15 protein-coding genes are annotated in these 15033 nt (G+C 64.9%); 6 read left to right on the forward strand and 9 right to left on the reverse strand.

The genetic code is table 11. From position 1 onward, the window contains the following. On the reverse strand, window positions 1-1991 hold a 1991-nt coding region (gene mutS, locus CN311_RS22850), incomplete at its 3' end, for a DNA mismatch repair protein MutS (RefSeq protein WP_097575960.1). 136 nt (window positions 1992-2127) lie between these two features. Between mutS and CN311_RS22855 the strand changes: the two genes are divergently transcribed. Next, entirely contained in the window at window positions 2128-3321 is a 1194-nt protein-coding gene (locus tag CN311_RS22855) for a glycosyltransferase family protein (protein ID WP_097575961.1), read from the forward strand. 151 nt (window positions 3322-3472) lie between these two features. Further along, window positions 3473-5752 carry an NADP-dependent malic enzyme gene (locus tag CN311_RS22860; protein ID WP_097575962.1) on the forward strand — a complete coding sequence of 760 codons (2280 nt, stop codon included), beginning with the start codon at window positions 3473-3475 and terminating at the stop codon, window positions 5750-5752. A gap of 71 nt (window positions 5753-5823) precedes the next feature. Here the strand turns inward: CN311_RS22860 and CN311_RS22865 are convergent, their stop codons facing one another. Then, complete coding sequence (locus CN311_RS22865) at window positions 5824-6501, reverse strand: hypothetical protein (RefSeq protein WP_133117238.1); 678 nt, start codon at window positions 6499-6501, stop codon at window positions 5824-5826. Between the two features lie 202 nt (window positions 6502-6703). Continuing rightward, window positions 6704-7696, reverse strand: coding sequence for an adenosine kinase (locus CN311_RS22870; RefSeq protein WP_097575964.1), 993 nt, complete (start codon window positions 7694-7696; stop codon window positions 6704-6706). Between the two features lie 256 nt (window positions 7697-7952). Between CN311_RS22870 and CN311_RS22875 the strand changes: the two genes are divergently transcribed. Together CN311_RS22875 and CN311_RS22880 are read left to right on the forward strand one after the other, a co-directional pair. Then, the gene (locus CN311_RS22875) at window positions 7953-8855 is read left to right on the forward strand and encodes a DMT family transporter (RefSeq protein WP_097575965.1); all 903 of its coding nucleotides are present in this window, start codon (window positions 7953-7955) and stop codon (window positions 8853-8855) included. A gap of 97 nt (window positions 8856-8952) precedes the next feature. Then, window positions 8953-9723 carry a sulfate transporter family protein gene (locus CN311_RS22880; RefSeq protein ID WP_097575966.1) on the forward strand — a complete coding sequence of 257 codons (771 nt, stop codon included), beginning with the start codon at window positions 8953-8955 and terminating at the stop codon, window positions 9721-9723. Here the strand turns inward: CN311_RS22880 and CN311_RS22885 are convergent. The 5 genes from CN311_RS22885 to CN311_RS22905 all read right to left on the reverse strand — a co-directional run bounded on the left by CN311_RS22885 (window position 9654) and on the right by CN311_RS22905 (window position 13330). After that, window positions 9654-10652 carry a proline racemase family protein gene (locus tag CN311_RS22885; protein ID WP_097575967.1) on the reverse strand — a complete coding sequence of 333 codons (999 nt, stop codon included), beginning with the start codon at window positions 10650-10652 and terminating at the stop codon, window positions 9654-9656. The genes CN311_RS22880 and CN311_RS22885 overlap by 70 nt on opposite strands. Then, complete coding sequence (locus CN311_RS22890) at window positions 10649-11452, reverse strand: isocitrate lyase/PEP mutase family protein (RefSeq protein WP_097575968.1); 804 nt, start codon at window positions 11450-11452, stop codon at window positions 10649-10651. The genes CN311_RS22885 and CN311_RS22890 overlap by 4 nt, the downstream gene beginning before the upstream one ends. 167 nt (window positions 11453-11619) lie before the next feature. Next, complete coding sequence (locus CN311_RS22895; protein WP_097575969.1) at window positions 11620-12276, reverse strand: HAD family hydrolase; 657 nt, start codon at window positions 12274-12276, stop codon at window positions 11620-11622. 13 nt (window positions 12277-12289) lie between these two features. Further along, the gene (gene dut, locus CN311_RS22900; protein WP_097575970.1) at window positions 12290-12775 is read right to left on the reverse strand and encodes a dUTP diphosphatase; all 486 of its coding nucleotides are present in this window, start codon (window positions 12773-12775) and stop codon (window positions 12290-12292) included. Between the two features lie 84 nt (window positions 12776-12859). Beyond that, on the reverse strand, window positions 12860-13330 hold the full coding sequence (locus CN311_RS22905; RefSeq protein ID WP_097575971.1) for an Lrp/AsnC family transcriptional regulator: 471 nt from the start codon (window positions 13328-13330) through the stop codon (window positions 12860-12862). A 117-nt stretch (window positions 13331-13447) separates the two neighbouring features. Here CN311_RS22905 and CN311_RS22910 point away from each other — a divergent pair, with 117 nt between their 5' ends. Then, entirely contained in the window at window positions 13448-13702 is a 255-nt protein-coding gene (locus tag CN311_RS22910; RefSeq protein ID WP_097575972.1) for a DUF6356 family protein, read from the forward strand. Between the two features lie 16 nt (window positions 13703-13718). Continuing rightward, window positions 13719-14513, forward strand: a complete 795-nt coding sequence (locus CN311_RS22915) for a class II glutamine amidotransferase (protein WP_097575973.1) — start codon at window positions 13719-13721, stop codon at window positions 14511-14513. Window positions 14514-14551: 38 nt separating this feature from the next. On the opposite strand, the gene CN311_RS22920 is transcribed toward CN311_RS22915, so the two are convergent. Continuing rightward, window positions 14552-15033, reverse strand: a 482-nt coding sequence (locus CN311_RS22920) for an NAD(P)/FAD-dependent oxidoreductase (RefSeq protein WP_133117239.1), incomplete at its 5' end; no start/stop codon positions are given.

Below are 15033 nucleotides of genomic sequence, written 5' to 3' on the forward strand. Positions count from 1 at the left end.
ATATTGGGCCCGGTCAAAAGCCAGATAGCGCCGTTCTTCGCCCCACCTTCGGGCGACAGGTCGCAATCATTGGCGACGAACGGGCCTTCACCCGAACGGCGCAGCGCCTGCTCGACCACCGGATGGCGCCCGCCCGAAATCTCGAAGGCAAGGCTTGCATCGACCACCGGCCGGCACCAGGCCTCGCTTTCCGAGAGCAGGGCGAGCGCTGCCGAGACGTCGAGCACGGCAAGCGCTTCGGCGCCGGCACGGATCTTGTCCGCCTCGCCGACGGCTTCAGCCGTCAGCCGGTCGAAGGCGGCAAGCTCGATCGCCAGCGCCCGGTCGGCGGCATTGGCGATCTTCGATTCCAGCTCGGCCAGTTCCGTCGTGGTGAAGCGCATGGCATTGGCCATGGTCTGGCGATGGATGAAGCGCGCCTTCGCCCCGTCGCTGCCGGTCATGATCGAATGGTGGTTGGCGGTAACTTCGATGTAGTAGCCGAGCACATTGTTGTGCCGGATTTTCAGCGAGCGGATGCCGGTCTCCTCGATCAGCGAGCGTTCCAGCCCGGCAATCACCTTGCGCGACTCGTCGCGCAGCGCCCGCATCTCGTCGAGTTCGCCATGATAGCCGGAGCGGATGAAGCCGCCGTCGCGTTTCAGCAGCGGCAACTCCTCGCCGAGCGCTTGCACCAGATGGTCGGCCAGCGCTTGCGGCAACGCCTTGATGGCGTCCAGCGCCGCCACCAGTTCCACGGGGAGGACAGCTTCTCCAAACAGTTCGGCAATCGCGCCCGCCGCCTCGAACCCGGCGCGCAGCGCGCCGAGATCGCGCGGGCCGCCGCGGTTGAGCGCCAGTCGCGATAGCGCGCGCGGCATGTCGGCGACGCTCTTCAGGTTTGCCCGCACCGCCTGGCAGAGCCGCGTCTCGGAACGGAAGAACGACACCGAGTCCAGCCGTGCGCCGATAGCCGTCGGGTCGGTCAGCGGCGCCATCAGCCGGTCGGCAAGCAGCCTTGCCCCGCCGCCGGTCACGGTGCGGTCGATCGCCTTGAACAGCGAGCCTTCACGGCTGCCGGACAAGGTGCGTAAGAGTTCCAGATTGGCGCGTGTCGCTGGGTCGATGAACAGCGTCGAGCCCTGCTCCTCGCGTTCGGGCCGCGACAGCGGCGGGCGCTCGGCCTTCTGCGTCTTCTCGACATAGGCGATCGCGCCCGAGATCGCCGACAGCTCGGCGCGCGAAAACGTGCCGAAACTGTCCGGCGTCGCCACCTCGAAGAAGCGGGCGATGCGCCCCGCCGCCGAGGCCGAATCGAACAGCGAGGGCGGCTGCGGACTGGCGACGCGACCAAGCACGTCGAACACCGGTTTCAGCTCCGGATCGTAGAACACCGGCTCGGCGACGATCAACTCGCGCGGGTCGACGCGGAAGACGTCGGCGAGCAGCCGGTCGGCCGTGGTCTCGGCGACCCGGAAGCTGCCGGTCGAGATTTCGATCCAGGCGAGCGCGAAGGAGTGCTCCGCTCCGCCCTTCACCCGTCCCAGCGCCATCAGGAAACTCGATTCCGACGGCGCCAGCAATTTGTCCTCGGTGATGGTGCCGGGCGTCACCAGCCGCACCACGTCACGGCGTACCACCGATTTGCCGCCGCGTTTCTTCGCTTCCGCCGGATCCTCGATCTGCTCGCAGACGGCGACGCGAAACCCCTGGCCGATCAGCTTCTGCAGATAGTCGTCGGCCGCATGCACCGGCACGCCGCACATCGGAATGTCGTGGCCCTGGTGCTTGCCGCGCTTGGTCAGCACGATGCCCAGCGCCCGGCTTGCCTTTTCGGCGTCGTCGAAGAACAGCTCGTAGAAATCGCCCATGCGGTAGAACAGCAGCGAATCCGGGTTCGCCGCCTTGATCTCGATATACTGCTCCATCATCGGCGTGACGGCGCCGCCCGTTACGGGCGCGGGCGGCGTCGCCTCGGGGGCATCGGGCTCGGTTGGCATGTGCATGTTCATGCCGGCACGCTAGCAGATGTGACTGCCGGGTTTAATGCCGGCGCCTCGAAAAGCAGGGGAAAGGGGCGCCGGGCTCACGACGTTGCCTGAAATCCAAATCGCGAATACTGAGGGATCGGAGCTTGGGCGGGGCACAGTGGACAAGGACAGGCACGAAACATTCGAGGAGATGATCGGTCCTGTCGGGTCGCCGCTGCAGCGCGTGCTGCTCAAGGCGTCGCGCCGCGCCAACCGAACCGCGGACAAGCTCAGGCTCTCGGCGCGAAAGCGGTTTCCCTTCATTCTTCCGTCCCGTGGTCCGCTGTCCGACCTCGACGGCGGCATCCAGGTTTCCGTGCACGTGGTCAGCCGCGATCCGCTGGTCTTGTATACGCCGGTCGGCGGGCCGCGCCCGTTTTACTCCGTTGCCGCCATCGGCCGGCGCCTGGCTTCGCGGCGCGCGGCATTCCTGCTGATGCCGAGCTGGACCCTGGAGCGGCCGGCCGTCGTCGAGCAGATCGGCCGGGATCTCGCCTGGTATGCCAGGCTTTGCCCCGATCATGAGGTCATCTTCCTCTGCAACACCGAGGAGGAGCGCCGCCTGATCGCCGCTGCAGGCGGCACCGCGATCTTCTCCAATCACAATCTGATGATATCGGAGGATGTGTTCCGGCCGCTGCCGGATGTGCCGGTCGAGTTCGACGCCGTCTACACCGGCCGCATATCGCACACCAAGCGGCACTACCTCGCCTTCGATATCGAAAGGCTGGTTCATATCGCCACGTCGATCGGCGAACTGCCGCCTTCCGGCGCCCGCGCCTTCGTCCGCCGCCTGCAGGCGCAATCGCCGCTCCATCGCATCGCCAATCCGATCGTTGACGGCATGACCGCAAGCCTGTCGCAGGCGGAAGTCAATCGCGTCTACAACCAGGCCGCGGTCGGGCTCTGCCTGTCGGCGGCGGAAGGCGCGATGTACTCCAGCATGGAATATCTGATGGCCGGGCTGCCGATCGTCTCGACGCCGAGCCTCGGCGGTCGCGATGTGTATTTCGACCCGAACTATTGCCTGATCGCCGAGCCGGAACCCGCGGCGATCCGCAAAGCTGTCGAGACGCTGCGCGACCGCGCCATCCCGCGCCAGGAGATCCGTGCCCGCACCTTGGAAAAGGTGCGCGCGCAGCGGCTGGAACTGATGGCCTATCTGTCGGCGCTGTTGCGGCGCATGGGCAGCGACGCGCCGCCGCTCTCGCAATGGCCATTTCCCCCGACCTCTGCGCTGATGCGATGGGCCCCGGTGCGTGACCACGCGCGCGAGCTAGCCGCGCTGGCCTCCCCTGCCGATCGGGCCTGACCAAAGACGCCGCGCTCAACCACGATTCCCTGTCGCCACGATTCCCTGTCGCTTGGCGGTTTACAGCGGCGGCGTGTGGCCTTAATTCGGAACTCCACAAAAAAGCGCCCGTCTCAAGCGGTGCTGTACCGGCGAGGAAATCGAAAGCATCATGGCCAGGAAAACCGAAAACAACGGCCCCTCCGTCAGCGCCCAGGAGGCGCTGGAGTTCCACGCCATGGGCCGGCCCGGGAAGCTGGAGATCGTCGCCACCAAGCCGATGGCGACGCAGCGCGATCTGAGCCTTGCCTATTCGCCGGGCGTCGCGGTGCCTGTCCTTGCCATTGCCGAGGACCCGAGTCGCGCTTTCGACTATACGACCCGCGGCAACATGGTCGCCGTCATCTCCAACGGCACCGCCATCCTCGGCCTCGGCAATCTCGGCGCGCTCGCCTCCAAGCCGGTCATGGAAGGCAAGGCGGTGCTGTTCAAGCGCTTCGCCGATGTCGATTCCATCGATCTCGAGGTCGACACCGAGGACGCCGACGAATTCATCAACTGCGTGCGCTATCTCGGCCCGTCCTTCGGCGGCATCAACCTCGAGGACATCAAGGCGCCGGAATGCTTCATCATCGAGCAGCGCCTGCGCGAATTGATGGATATTCCCGTCTTCCACGACGACCAGCACGGCACCGCCATCATCTCGGCCGCCGGCCTGATCAACGCGCTGGAGATCACCGGCCGCGACATGAAGACCACCAAAATGGTCTGCAATGGCGCCGGGGCGGCCGGCATCGCCTGCATCGAACTGATGAAGGCGATGGGCTTCGCGCCCGAGAATATCATCCTGTGCGACACCAAGGGCGTGGTCTTCCAGGGCCGCACCGAAGGCATGAACCAGTGGAAGTCGGCGCACGCGGTCAAGACCGAGGCGCGCTCGCTGGCCGAGGCGCTCGACGGCGCCGATGTCTTCCTCGGCCTCTCCGCCAAGGGCGCGCTGACCACCAAAATGGTGCAGTCCATGGCCAAAAACCCGATCATCTTCGCCATGGCCAATCCCGATCCGGAGATCACGCCGGAGGAGGTGGCAAAGATCCGCACCGACGCCATCATGGCCACCGGCCGTTCGGACTATCCGAACCAGGTCAACAATGTGCTGGGTTTCCCCTATATCTTCCGCGGCGCGCTGGATGTGCGCGCCACCACCATCAACGACGACATGAAGATCGCCGCGGCACGCGCGCTCGCCGAGCTGGCGCGCCAGGACGTGCCCGACGACGTCGCCGCCGCCTATCAGGGCAACCGGCCGAAATTCGGCCCCAGCTACATCATCCCGGTGCCGTTCGACCCGCGCCTGATCGCGGCCATCCCGATGGCGGTGGCCAAGGCGGCGATGGACAGCGGCGTCGCCCGCAAGCCGATCCTCGATCTCGACCGTTATGCGCAGGAACTGTCGGCCCGCCGCGATCCGATTGCGTCCACGCTGCAGCGCATCTACGACCGCGTCCGCCGCCAGCCCAAGCGCATCGTCTTCGCCGAGGGCGAGGAGGAGCAGGTGATGCGCGCCGCCGTCTCTTATGTGAACCAGCGGCTCGGCACCGCTATCCTGCTCGGCCGCGACGACGTCATCAAGGAGAACGCCCGGCAGGCCGGCATCGAGCTCAACAAGCAGGGCATCGAGATCATCAATGCGCGGCTGTCGCGCCGCAACAGCGTCTACACCGACTATCTCTACGAGCGCATGCAGCGCAAGGGCTTCCTGTTCCGCGACTGCCAGCGCCTGATCAACAACGACCGCAACCATTTCGCCGCCTGCATGGTGGCGCTGGGCGACGCCGACGGCATCGTCACCGGCGTCACCCGCAACTATTCGACGGCGCTCGACGACATCCGCCGCGTCATCGACGCCAAGCCCGGCCATTGCGTCATCGGCGTGTCGATCGTGCTGGCGCGGGGCCGTACCGTGCTGGTCGCCGACACCGCGGTGCACGACATGCCGAACGCCGTTGAGATCGCCGACATCGCCGAGGAGGCCGCCGGCTTCGCCCGCCGCATGGGCTACGAGCCGAGGCTCGCCATGCTCGCCTATTCGACCTTCGGCCACCCGCAGGGCGAGCGCTCCGAACGCGTCCAGGAAGCGGTGCGCATTCTCGACAAGAGGCGTGTCGATTTCGAATATGATGGTGAGATGGCCGCCGACGTGGCGCTCAATGCCCGCGCCATGGCGCAATATCCGTTCATCAGGCTTACCGGCCCTGCCAATGTGCTGATCATGCCGGCCTTCCACTCGGCCTCGATCTCGACCAAGATGCTGCAGGAACTCGGCGGCTCGACCGTCATCGGCCCGCTGCTGGTCGGCTTGAACAAGCCGGTTCAGATCGTCTCGCTGAATGCCAAGGACTCGGACATCGTGAATATGGCGGCCATTGCGGCGTATACGGCGGGTGCCTGACCGACGGCTCAGCCAGCAGGCGAAAAGCCTTCCCCATGCGGGGGAAGGCCAGATACATGGTGATGGATCGCTCATTCCCAGCCGCGGCAGCTCTGATAGGCATGCCGCCAGTAGCGCCAGCCGGTCGTCTTCCATTTCCAGAATTCATAGCCGCAGCCACCGTGATTGGAAGCGACGATCGTCACACCGCCCCAGAACCAGGAGCCGTGCTTGTGGTGGCCATGGTGATTGCCGTGGTGGCCGTCATGGTCCTTGCCGGGCTTGCATCCGAACACCTTGCAATGCAGCTTGGGCCTATGCTTGAGGATCGGCGGCTTGGTTTTGCAGCCAATCACGGCGCAGTCGATTTTCGCATTTATCCTGGGGCGGATCTTATCGCCAAGGGACGGCAGTTTGCCTGTCGGCCTGAGGGTTTCGCCGCGACGAGCGAGCCGATACTGCGGCGGCGCCGAGTTCTGCTTCACCGCCTGTGAAATGCCTTGTTTCATCTTGAACTTGTTCCCCTCGGCGCGGGCGCCGTCGGTGACGGCCATGGCCCCGATGATCGTCGCCAGCAGCAGGACGATGCCGGGGATGCGACGTCCGATGCCGAACATCGATGCCAGGCGCGCCATGCCCTTGGCGGGCACGGCCGATCTTTCCTGTCGGGCGCGAGCCATCGCGCCGGTATAGAGTTTCTCGTACTGCGTCGGCGTCAACGCGCCGGGATCGACGCCGCTGAAAGCGTCGACTGTTACAGGAGTGAACATCTTTCTTCGTCCTTCAGTTGGTTGGCGGCCTTGGCCGCGGAGCCGTCCCGTCGGGGTTCGCTCCATGGCGTGGCTTTTCGCCCTCCACTGTTTCGGACGAATGCCGAAACTCGACTGAAGTGTTTCAATTGTTGCGGTTCGACTGTGCGGGACGACGGCAAAAGCCGCCGCTACGCCGCGACATCAGGGGAGGTAAGACTCGCTAAATCAACCCCGCCTGCTCGGCCTCGCGGCGCAAATTCTGACGCGGCCTTGGGCCGATCTGCTGGATGACCAGGCCGGCCGCCAGCGAGCCGAGATCGCCGCACGCCTTCAGGCTGCGGCCTTGCGTGTAGCCATAGAGGAAGCCGGCGGCATAGAGGTCGCCGGCGCCGGTCGTGTCGACCAGCTCGCGGATCCTGGTCGCCTGGATGGTGACGGTCTCGTCGCCGCGCACGATCACCGAGCCCTTTTCCGAGCGGGTGACGGCGGCGATCTTGCAGTCCTTGCGGATCTGCGCCAGCGCCTCGTCGAAGGAGGCGGTCTGGTAGAGCGACTTGATCTCGTGGCTGTTGGCAAAGACGATGTCGACCGTGCCCGAGCGCATCAGGTCAAGAAACTCTTCTCGGTAGCGGTCGACGCAGAACGAATCCGACAGCGTCATCGACACTTCGCGGCCGGCGGCATGCGCGAGCTTCGCCGTCTGCCGGATCGCTTCCTTGGCGCGCGGCGGGTCCCACAGATAGCCTTCGAAATAGGTGACCGCAGCACCGGAAGCCTTGTCGGCCTCGACATCCTCCGGCCCGAGCTCGACGCAGGCGCCAAGATAGGTGTTCATCGAGCGCTCGCCGTCGGGCGTGACGAAGATCATCGAGCGCGCCGTCGGCGGTTCGCCCTGAAGCGGCCTTGTGTCGAAGGCGACGCCCTGCGCATGGATGTCGTGGGCGTAGATCTCGCCGAGCGGGTCGTTCGAGACCTTGCCGAAGAAGGCGGCGCGTCCGCCGAAGGAGGCGACGCCCGCCGCCGTGTTGCCGGCGCTGCCGCCGGAGGCTTCGATCGCCGGGCCCATGCGGCTGTAGAGCAGTTCGGCGCGGTGGGTATCGATGAGGTTCATCGCGCCCTTGATGATGCCGTTCGTCTCCAGGAAAGCCTCGTCGCACTGGGCGATGATGTCGACAATGGCATTCCCGATGCAAAGCACGTCATAGTCCGGCATTAATATCTCCGCCAAGAACCCACCGGCTTTCTGCCACGCCGGCCGCAGGCGGGTCTAGCGATTTGCCGCAACTTTGCCTACCCCGAAAAATCATCGCGACGACCTTGCCGACGGGCCCGCTGCTGCAGCCATCGCATCGACCTGGACCATACCGGCTGCGACGCCGGCGGCTATGGTTGCATCCACATCGAAGCATTTTCGTTTGTCATCGGCTAAAAGCGGATCCAATCGAAGTTTCCGAAGGCGCAAACAAGCAATGCCAGAAAAGATCAACATGACGACGGAATTGGCCCTGCTCGGCGTGCTGGCCGTCCTGTGGGGCGCGTCCTACTCCTTCATCAAGGTCGGCGTCGAGACGATCCCGCCCGTGACCTTCATCGCGGGACGGACCCTGATCGCCGGCGGCATCCTGCTCGCGCTCCTCCGCTGGCGCGGCCTTGCCATGCCAAGGGATGCGGCAAACCGGCGCCGGTTCATGTTTCAGGCCTGCATGAACAGCGTCGTGCCGTTCACGCTGATTGCCGCCGCCGAGCGCTCCATCGACGCCGGTCTTGCCACCATCCTGAATGCGACGTCACCGATCTTCACCTTCCTCTTGACCGCGCTCATCACCCGCCATGAGCCGGTGACCACGCGCAAACTGTTCGGCGTCGGGGCGGGCATCGCGGGCATATGCCTCATTGTCGGCACCCAGGCGCTGGGCGGTCTTGGCCATCAGCTCTGGGCGCAGCTCGCCGTCATCGCCGCCACCGTCAGCTATGCGGGCGCCGCTATTTTCGGGCGCAACTTCAGGGGCCTTGACCCCATGGTGCCGGCGGCCGGTTCGATGATTTGCGGCGCGGCAATCCTCATCCCGCTGAGCCTTGTTCTCGACCGGCCTTGGACGCTCTCGCCGTCGACGGCCTCAATCCTTGCGCTGCTTGGACTTTCGGTATTTTCGACCGCGCTCGCCTTCTCGATCTTTTTCCGCCTCATCCACACGCTGGGCTCGGTCGGCACCACCTCGCAAGCCTATCTGCGCGTGCCGATCGGCGTCGGCATCGGCGCGCTCTTCCTTGGCGAGAGCCTCGGCCCGACAGCCTGGTTCGGCATGGCCTTCGTCGTCGCCGGCGTGGCGGCGATGACCATCCCCGCCCGCAAGCCTGCGCTCGCGCGGTAGGCGGCCCTATCAGCCCCAGTTGCGTTGGTTGCCGGTCCTTCCTATCTCGGGAGCGTCCTGCCCGAAATGGGCTTCACACATTGGGTTCGAAAACGCCGTGATATCAGACGCCGCCCGCGCCGCCTTGAGCCGGCTGTTCTCACCCGAATTCCGCTCGGTTTTCGTCAAGACGCTGGGGCTCACCTTGCTGGCGCTGGTGGCCTTGTGGTTCGGGCTGACCAGCCTCGTGGAATGGCTGGCCCTGCCATGGCTTGAGGCACTGATGCCTGGCCTGCCGTCCTGGGCCGGCTGGCTGGGCGGCATCATCGCCGCTATCGCTCTTGCCTTCGGGATGGCGCTGCTTATCGCGCCGGTGACGGCGATCGTTGCCGGCCTGTTCCTCGACGATGTCGCCGAGGTGGTCGAGCGCACCGACTATCCCGGCGATCCGCCCGGCAGCGCCGTGCCGGCGCTGCGCTCGCTGGTGCTGGCGATAAAATTCTTCGGCGTCGTCATCCTTGGCAACATCGTGGCTCTGCTGTTGCTCCTGGTGCCGGGCGTCAACATCGCCGCCTTCTTCATCGTCAACGGCTATCTGCTTGGGCGCGAGTTCTTTGAATTCGCCGCCATGCGCTTTCGGCCTGAGGCCGAGGCCCGGGCGCTGCGCCGGAAATATGCCGGCACGGTGTTCCTGGCCGGCCTGCTCATCGCTGCCTTCCTCGCCGTGCCGTTGCTCAATCTGGTGACGCCGCTTTTCGCCGCCGCCATGATGGTGCACCTGCACAAGGCGATTTCGGCACGGGAGGGGCGGGAGACCGCTCAGAACAGCAAGAAGCCGCGTCCCAACTCGTCGTCGGGCTCGACGATGAACTCGGCTCGGCCCGAATAGTAGGCGCGGCCGCCGACGCGGGCGATGACGGCGTCATGCGGTCCGGCTTTTGCCGTTCGTGTCACGCTGCCGGAAAAAAGCGAGCCGGTGATGCTCTCGAAGATCCGTGGCTGCCCGATCGCGATCTCGCCCCTGGCATACATTGCCGCCAGCCGCGCGGTGACGCCCGAGCCGGTTGGCGAGCGGTCGACCTGAGCCTCGGCGAAGACGCAGATGTTCTTTGTCGCCTCGCCGGAAAACGCGTCCATGCCGTCGGTCAGGATGCTGCCATAGAGAAAGGCGAGATCGGCATGGTCGGGGTGCGACAGCGGGAATTCTGTCTTCAACGTCTCCGTCAGCACCGTTGCCGCATCGACGAAATCGCGCGCGCGGCTCCTGCCGAATTCCAGGCCGAATTGGTGGCAATCGGCCAGCGCGTAGAACGCGCCGCCATAGGCGATGTCGAAGCTTGTCGTCCCGAAACCCGGCAGCTCGATCCGCTGGTCGCGGGCGAACAGGAAGGCCGGCACGCTCTCGAACGACACCGCACCCGCCTTGCCGTCCCTGACCTCCACCGAAGCCACCACCAGTCCGCACGGTGCCTCGATGTTGACTGTCGTCACCGGCTCCCGCCGGGCCACCAGCCCCTCGTCGACGGCATAGCGGCCGAGCGCGATGATGGCGTGGCCGCACATGGTCGAATAGCCCTCATTGTGCATGAACAGCACCGCGAGATCGGCGCCGGGCAGGTCGGGCTCCACCAGCAGCGCGCCATACATGTCGTAATGACCGCGCGGCTCGAACATCAGGATCTTTCGGAGATGATCGAGGTGATCGCGCACATAGGCGCGCTTTTCCAGGATGGTGCCCTTGGGCAGCGCGGGGTAGCCGCCGGTGACGATCCTGAGCGGCTCGCCGCCGGTATGCATGTCGACGACGGTGAGCGTCATTCTTCAGGCTTCGAAAACAGCTCTTGTATTTTGCTGAAAGGCATGGCGGCGCGAGTGAAGCCGAACGTGCCGTCCTGCTGGATCTCGCGTGCCGCTGTCTCCAGCATGCCGAAAGCGAAATTGGTCAGCCAGGGCCCGAGCGAAATGCGCTTGACGCCTGCCAGGGCAAGATCGGCAACGGTGAAGCCGGGCCTCGCCATGACGTTGACCGGCTTGCTCACCGACGAGCAGATGGTCTGCACCGTCTCGATGTCGCCGATACCCGGCGCATACAGCACATCCGCGCCGGCCTTTTCGAAGGCTTGCAGCCGCTTGATCGTGTCGTCGATGTCGGTCTTGCCCCAGAGGAAATTCTCGGCCCGCGCGGTGAAGACGAAATCGCGCTTCAGCGCCCGTGCAGCCTCCGCCGCGGCAGCGACGCGCTCGACCGCATGCGAAAAATCGTAGATCGGCTTGTCGGGTTCGCCGGTATGGTCCTCGATCGAGCAGCCGGCGAGGCCCGCCGCTTCGGCCGCGAAGATGGTCTCGGCGGCACTTGTGGCGCTATCCCCCTTGCCCTTTTCGAGATCGGCCGAGACGGGCAGGGTAGTCGCCGCCGTCACCTCGCGGCAGTGATGGATCATGGCGTCGAAGGTCACCGCACCGTCGGGCAGGCCGCGCGAAAAGGCAAAGCCGGCGCTGGTCGTCGCCAGCGCCTGGAAGCCGAAGGAAGCGAGCAGCTTCGTCGTGCCGACATCCCACGGATTGGGCATGACGAAGATCGAGCCATGCAGGTCGCGAAAGATCTTGCCCTTGTCCATGAATGCTCCTCTTCAGATGCAACGAGGTGAAAAGGATTCTAGCGTGCCGATTTGCGCCGGGCAAACGAATGCGATTGGTTCAGAAGCGTTTGGCGTTTTCTGCTGACAAACGCATCAGCGTGGCGCTCGTCAAAGCCTACAACTGATATGTGCTGCCGAAAATCCGATCAGTGGATGGGCACCAGCCCAGCCAGGTCACGCATGTCGTCGAACAGGATGCCGCCGGCCCCGGCGAGGCCGTCGCGGTCGGAATACGGGTCGCCGTGATAGGAAAACACCCGCATGCCGGCGGCAATGCCGGCTTGCGTCCCGGCGACGCTGTCCTCGATGACGATGCAGTCGGCGGGCGCGAAGCCCATCGTGCTTGCGGCATGCAGGAACAGGTCGGGGAATGGCTTGCCGCGTGAGACCATGGTGGAGCTGAACAGCGCATGCTCGAACAGCGGCAAAAGCCCGGTCTGGCCGAGCGTGATATGCATTTTCGACACACGTGCCGACGATGCGACGCAAGCTGGGATGCCGGCAGCGTGAACGGCCTCGATGAAGTCCCTGACATAGGGGATCGCTTCGACGCCATGCGCGAAAAGATCGGGCAGGCCGGCGTTCCAGCGATCGACGAAATCGGCGCCGAGGCTGACGCCGAAAGCCTCGACCTCCTTCTGCACCGAGACCATGCTGCGGCCGGAAAAATGCTTGCGGCAGTATTCGAAGCTGGCTGGATACCCGGCGGTAGTAAGCCATTCGGCGAGGCGGTGATTGGCCAGGTTCTCGGTGTCGACCAGAACCCCGTCGCAATCGAAGATGACGAGTTTGGGTATTCTCATTTCGCCGCGCTCATCAGGCCGTGCCGGTCGACCCGAACCCGCCCGAGCCGCGCGCCGTGCCGCCGGCCAACGTGCGCTCCTCGACCGTCGCCTGCATGACGGATGCAAAGACGATCTGGGCAATCCGCATGCCGCGCGTCACCGCGAAATCCTCGTCGCCGAGATTGATCAACAGCACCTTCACCTCGCCGCGATAGTCGCTGTCGATGGTGCCGGGGGTGTTGAGACAGGTGAGGCCATGCTTGAAGGCAAGTCCCGAACGCGGCCGGACCTGACCTTCCATGCCTTCCGGGATTTCCAGGATCAGCCCGGTCGGCACCAGCGCGCGTTTCCCGGGCAGGATCAGCAGCGGCCGATCGTCCGGAACGGCGGCGCGCAGATCCATGCCGGCCGCACCTGCACTTTCATAGGCCGGCAATGGCAGGCCTTCGCCATGCCGCAGCCTGACGAAACCGACGGAGGGGCCGATGACGGAAGTAGGATAAAGGGCAGCACGCATAAAGCCACTCCTATCGGCACGAATGCCGATTCGGTCAACTCGGCCGCAGGGCTATCAACGGCTTTCTTTTTAGGTGGTTCCGCCTCACCGCAGTTCCACCGGCACGATTGTCGTCTCCTTGATCTCCTCCATGACGAAGGAAGCCGAAACATCCGACAGCGGCACCTTGGCGATCAGTCGCTGGTAGAGCCGGTCATAGGCTTTCACATCGGCGACGCGGGCCCTGAGCACATAATCGAGATCGCCGGACATGCGGTAGACCCCGGTGATCTCGGGGAAGCCGGTCACCGCCGCGCGGAACTTCTGCAGCCAGTCCGGATCGTGGTTGGAGGTTCGGATCAGGATGAACACCGAGAGGCCGAGCCCAAGCTTGTCGGCATCGACCAGGGCCACCCGCCCGGTGATGACGCCACCTTCCTCCAGCCGCTTCACCCGACGCCAGCAGGCATTGCGCGACAAAGCCACTCGCTCCGACAACTGGTCGACCGACAGCGTGCCGTCGCGCTGCAACTCGGCCAGCAATCTTCGATCCATTTCATCGATATCGGGCGCCATTTGGGATGCTTGTCCCAAAATAGCACCGGAAACAAGGACAATTTGAGACCAATGAACCGCGAGCCTATGCCAAGATACTCAGCATCGGGGGCTTGTCCCGGCAGGAGGGAGATCACCATGACGACACGGCTTGCAAGTCTCTTCACCTCTCACCCGGCCAAGGTGGGCGAGACCTATTTCAGCCATATGGCCTTTGCCGCGTGGTTCTGTTCGCGCCTGTCCATGGCCGCGGGCGCCGCGTTCATTCACGCTTTCTTGCCATTTCTGTTCGAGACTACCGCCAGCCGAATCGTCCGTGAGCTATACGAGCGCACGAACAACAGAGGCACACACGCGGTCAAGAAGCCGGCGGCTCTGATGGATCGCGCATAACGAACGGTAGAAGCGAATGTGCCGATGGGCGGCCTATCTTGGTGAAGCGGTCTTCCTCGAAGACATCGTCACGGCGCCCTGCCACTCGCTGATCACCCAGAGCCATTGCGCCCAGGAAGCCAAGTCGCCGACCAATGGCGACGGTTTTGGGCTCGCCTGGTATGGCGATCGGCCCGAGCCCGGCCTCTATCGCGATATCCTGCCGGCCTGGTCCGACCCCAACCTGAAGAGCCTTTGCCGGCAGATCCGTTCCGGCCTGTTCCTCGCTCACGTGCGCGCCTCGACCGGCGGCGCCACCAGCCGCATGAACTGCCACCCGTTCATCTCGGACCGCTGGTCGTTCATGCACAACGGCCAGATCGGCGGCTTCGAGAAGATCCGCCGCGCGCTGGAAAATTCGCTTTCCGACACTGTCTTCGACCAGCGCGAAGGCACCACCGATTCGGAACTCTTTTTCCTGCTGATGATCGACGAGGGTCTGGCCAGTGATCCGCAAGGCGCTGTCGCCCGCGCGACCAGCCGTGTCGTCGACGCCTCCCGCCGCGCCGGTCTTGAGCCGGCTTTGAAACTAACCGCCGCCTTCTCGGACGGGCAAGCGCTCTACGCCGTGCGCCATGCCAGCGACGGCCACGCGCCGACGCTCTACACCGCTGCCAAGGGCGCCGGCCGCTGCATTGTCTCCGAGCCGTTCGACCGAGACGGCGGCGACTGGCAGGCCATCCCGCCGTCGAGTTTCGTCACCATCACGACATCAGGCATGAGCATCCACCCCTTCGCCGCGACCGTAACGAAACTGGCGCTGGTGGGCTGAACTCGGCGGCCCCTTCATCACGGCTCGCTGTTCGCCGGTCACCGGGCAAACCGCGCCAATCCGTAGGGCGCCAGCAGCGGATCGCGCTCGCCGTCGAGGATCTCGCGGGCGGCGAACAGACCGACGGCGGGCGCCAGCGTGACGCCGGAATGCATGACCGCAACGTATAGGCCGGGCACGCCCTTGGCGCGGCCGATGATCGGAAAGCCGTCGGTTGGCGTCGGCCGGTAGCCGATCGTATGGAAATCCAACTCCAGCCCGTCAGAGCCGCGCAGCATGGCTTTTGTCGCTGCGAAGAGATCGCGCGCGGTGGCTTCGGCATCCATTCCGGGGTCGGCGCCGCCGAAATCCGAGCCGGCGATGATGCGGCCTTCCGCCGTCTGGCGCATGTGCAGCCGCTCGGCCAGAACCAGGCCGTTGAGCAATTTTTCAAAGGGGCGTGAATGGACGATCAGGCCTGGCGGGGTCTCGATCGGCAATTTTACGCCAGCCGTCGCGGCTATGTCCGGTGATCCGACAC

It is taken from the genome of Mesorhizobium sanjuanii (genome assembly GCF_002529485.1).
Lineage (GTDB): Bacteria > Pseudomonadota > Alphaproteobacteria > Rhizobiales > Rhizobiaceae > Mesorhizobium > Mesorhizobium sanjuanii.

Bases quoted from the DNA above. Each gene is read 5' to 3' on its own strand.
- CN311_RS22860 (WP_097575962.1), top strand. From the start codon at position 3,473: ATGGCCAGGAAAACCGAAAACAACGGCCCCTCCGTCAGCGCCCAGGAG.
- CN311_RS22865 (WP_133117238.1), bottom strand. From the start codon at position 6,501: ATGTTCACTCCTGTAACAGTCGACGCTTTCAGCGGCGTCGATCCCGGC.
- CN311_RS22870 (WP_097575964.1), bottom strand. From the start codon at position 7,696: ATGCCGGACTATGACGTGCTTTGCATCGGGAATGCCATTGTCGACATC.
- CN311_RS22875 (WP_097575965.1), top strand. From the start codon at position 7,953: ATGCCAGAAAAGATCAACATGACGACGGAATTGGCCCTGCTCGGCGTG.
- CN311_RS22885 (WP_097575967.1), bottom strand. From the start codon at position 10,652: ATGACGCTCACCGTCGTCGACATGCATACCGGCGGCGAGCCGCTCAGG.
- CN311_RS22890 (WP_097575968.1), bottom strand. From the start codon at position 11,452: ATGGACAAGGGCAAGATCTTTCGCGACCTGCATGGCTCGATCTTCGTC.
- CN311_RS22895 (WP_097575969.1), bottom strand. From the start codon at position 12,276: ATGAGAATACCCAAACTCGTCATCTTCGATTGCGACGGGGTTCTGGTC.
- dut (WP_097575970.1), bottom strand. From the start codon at position 12,775: ATGCGTGCTGCCCTTTATCCTACTTCCGTCATCGGCCCCTCCGTCGGT.
- CN311_RS22905 (WP_097575971.1), bottom strand. From the start codon at position 13,330: ATGGCGCCCGATATCGATGAAATGGATCGAAGATTGCTGGCCGAGTTG.
- CN311_RS22910 (WP_097575972.1), top strand. From the start codon at position 13,448: ATGACGACACGGCTTGCAAGTCTCTTCACCTCTCACCCGGCCAAGGTG.
- CN311_RS22915 (WP_097575973.1), top strand. From the start codon at position 13,719: ATGTGCCGATGGGCGGCCTATCTTGGTGAAGCGGTCTTCCTCGAAGAC.